General features: G+C 82.2%; 2 protein-coding genes. Both read left to right on the top strand.

The window, feature by feature from the left end; translation table 11 throughout:
• Positions 1–465, top strand: a 465-nt coding sequence (locus VGL20_20715) for a hypothetical protein (protein HEY2706112.1), incomplete at its 5' end; no start/stop codon positions are given.
• A 100-nt stretch (positions 466–565) separates the two neighbouring features.
• The coding region (locus VGL20_20710) for an AAA family ATPase (protein HEY2706111.1) at positions 566–2,546 on the top strand (1,981 nt) is incomplete at its 3' end.

The following is a 2,546-nucleotide window of genomic DNA, read 5'->3' as shown; positions in this document are numbered from 1 at the left end:
GAGGTCGTGGAGCCCGCCGCGGCGCCCGCAACCGGCCGGGCCCGGCGCCCCCGCCGCCGGCCGGCGCCGGCGGCAGCCGCCACCACCGAGGAGACGCCGGTGGCCGCGGTGGCTGCGGTCGAGCCCGCGCCGGAGCCGGCGACGCCCGCCGCCGCCACGCCGGCGCCGCGCGCCCGCCGTCCCCGCCGCCGCGCCGGCGAGCCCTCGTCCCCGCCGGCGGCGGAGGCTCCGGAGGCGGAGGTCGCCCCCGCACCCGTCGAGGCGGCCGCCCCCGCGACCGCTCCGGCCCGGCGTCCGCGCCGCCGCCCCGCCGCGCCCGCCGCGGCCGCCGCCGATGCCGCTCCCGAGGCACCGCGGGTGCCGGCGTCCGAACCCGCCGCGCCGGCGACCGCGAGCGCCCCCCGGGCGCGGCGCCCACGCCGCCGCCCATCCTCCTCCGGCGATCCGGGACCTCCGGCCGAGTGAGGGCTGGTCCCCCACATCTTGTGTTCCGCCCGCCTCGCGGGCCCAGCATGTGGGGACCCCCGGTTGACGGCCACCCGGCCGCCACCGGAGAATCGACCGGATGAGGTTGTGCCGCGTCCGGTTGAGCGGGTTCAAGACGTTCGCGACCCGGACCGAGGCCGCCCTCGACCCCGGGGTCACCGCGGTGGTGGGGCCCAACGGCAGCGGGAAGAGCAACCTGGTCGACGCCATCCGCTGGGCGCTGGGCGAGACCAACGCCCGCGAGCTGCGCGGCGCCCGCATGGACGAGGTGATCTACTCCGGCGGGGCCGGGCGGTCGCCGATGGGGATGGCCCAGGTGGAGCTCGTCCTCGACAACCAGGACGGCCGGCTGCCGGTCGACGACACCGAGGTCTCGATCTCCCGCCGGGTGACGCGCAACGGCGACAGCGAGTACCGGCTCAACGGCTCCCGGGTGCGGCTGCGCGACCTCGAGCGCCTGCTCACCGCCACCGGCCTCACCCAGAACGGCTATTCGGTGGTCGCCCAGAACGACGTCGACGGGGTGATCGAGGCCACCCCGGCGCAGCGCCGCAGCCTGGTCGAGGAGGCCGCCGGGGTGCGCGGGCTGCGCGCCGCCCGCGAGGACGCGATCGGCCGGGTGGCCGCGACCGAGACCCGGCTGCTCCGGCTCACCGACCTGCTCGCCGAGGCCGAGCCGCGCCTCGCCGAGCTCGAGTCGCAGGTCGAGGCGGCGCTGGAGCAGCGCCGGCTGGTCGCCCGTCTGGGCGAGCTGCGGGGCAGCCTGGCGCGCGAGGCGTGGCGGGCGGCCCGTGCCCAGGCGCGGCGTGCCCGTGCCCGGGTGACCGCCGCCCTGGCCCGCGCCGAGGCGGCTCGCGAGGCCGAGGCCGGGTTCGCCACCCGGCTCGAGGCCGAGGGCGAGCGCCTGGCGGCGGCCCGGGCGGCGCAGCGCGCCGCCGCCGAGCGGCTCGAGCAGACTCGCCTCGCCGCCGAGCGCGCCGCCGGCGACCTGCGTCGCTGGGCGGACGGCGCCGCCGCCGCCGGGGTCGCCAGGGCCGCGGCCGGCGCCGAGTGGGCCGCCGCAACCGCCGACGCCGCGGTCCAGGGCGGGCTGATCGAGGAGCTGGCGGAGGGCGAGGCGGCGGCCGGGCGGCTCCTCGCCGAGCTCGACGGGCGGCTCGCGGTCACCCGCGCCGCCCACGGCGCGGCGGCGGGCGCCGCCGACGCCGCCGGCCGCGAGCTCGCCGCCGCCGAGCGCGAGCTGGCCGCGGCGCAGCGGCGCCACGCCACCGCGGCCACCGCCGCCCGCGACCACGGCATGCGCGCCGGGCTGCTCGAGGAGACCGCCGCCGGCCTGGTCGCCGAGGCGGCGCACGCCCGCGATCACGCGGCGGCGCTGGCGGGGGAGGCGCGCACGGCGTCGGAGCGGGCCGCCGGGCTGGCGGGCGCCGCGGCGGCGGCCGAGGCGGCGCTCGGCGTGGTCCGTGCCGAGGTGTCGGACGCCCGCGAGCTGGCGACCGCGGCACGGTCGGCCGAGACCGCGGCCCACACCGCGGTGCGCGAGACCGCCGCCCGCGCCGCGGCGGTGCGGGGCCGGCTCGAGGGTGCCCTCGGCGGCGGCGCGGTGGCCGCCGCGGTGCGGGCGGGCCGGCTCGAGGCCGTCCGCCTGGTCGAGCGGGTGCGCGTCCTCGACGCCGCCGACGAGGCCGCGGTGGAGGCGGCCCTGGAGCCGCACCTCGCCGCCTGGCTGGTCGCCGACCTCGACGCCGCCCGGGCGCTCCTCGCCGGCCAGGAGCTGCGCGAGGAGGTGCTCGCCACCGGCCTCGCGGTGCCCCCCGCGATCTCCGCACCGCACGCCGCCCGCCGCGCCATCGACGCTGTCGACGCCTCTGCCGGTGCCGCCGGCGCCCTCGCCCATTGCCTCGACGGGGTGGTGCTGGTCGCCGACCTCGGCGCCGCCCGCGCCGCCCTCGCCGCCGGCGCGCGCCGCTGCGTGCTCCCCGACGGCACCGTCGCCGGCCCCGCCGGGGTGCGCGGCGGCGGGCGCCCCGGCGCCACCATGGCCCTCGCCGGGGCCGAGC

The sequence above is a fragment of the Candidatus Dormiibacterota bacterium genome, assembly GCA_036495095.1.
In the GTDB taxonomy this organism is placed as follows: Bacteria; Chloroflexota; Dormibacteria; order Aeolococcales; family Aeolococcaceae; genus CF-96.
The sequence above is the reverse complement of the archived record's forward strand: the minus strand, read 5'-3'. Positions and strand labels throughout refer to the sequence as shown.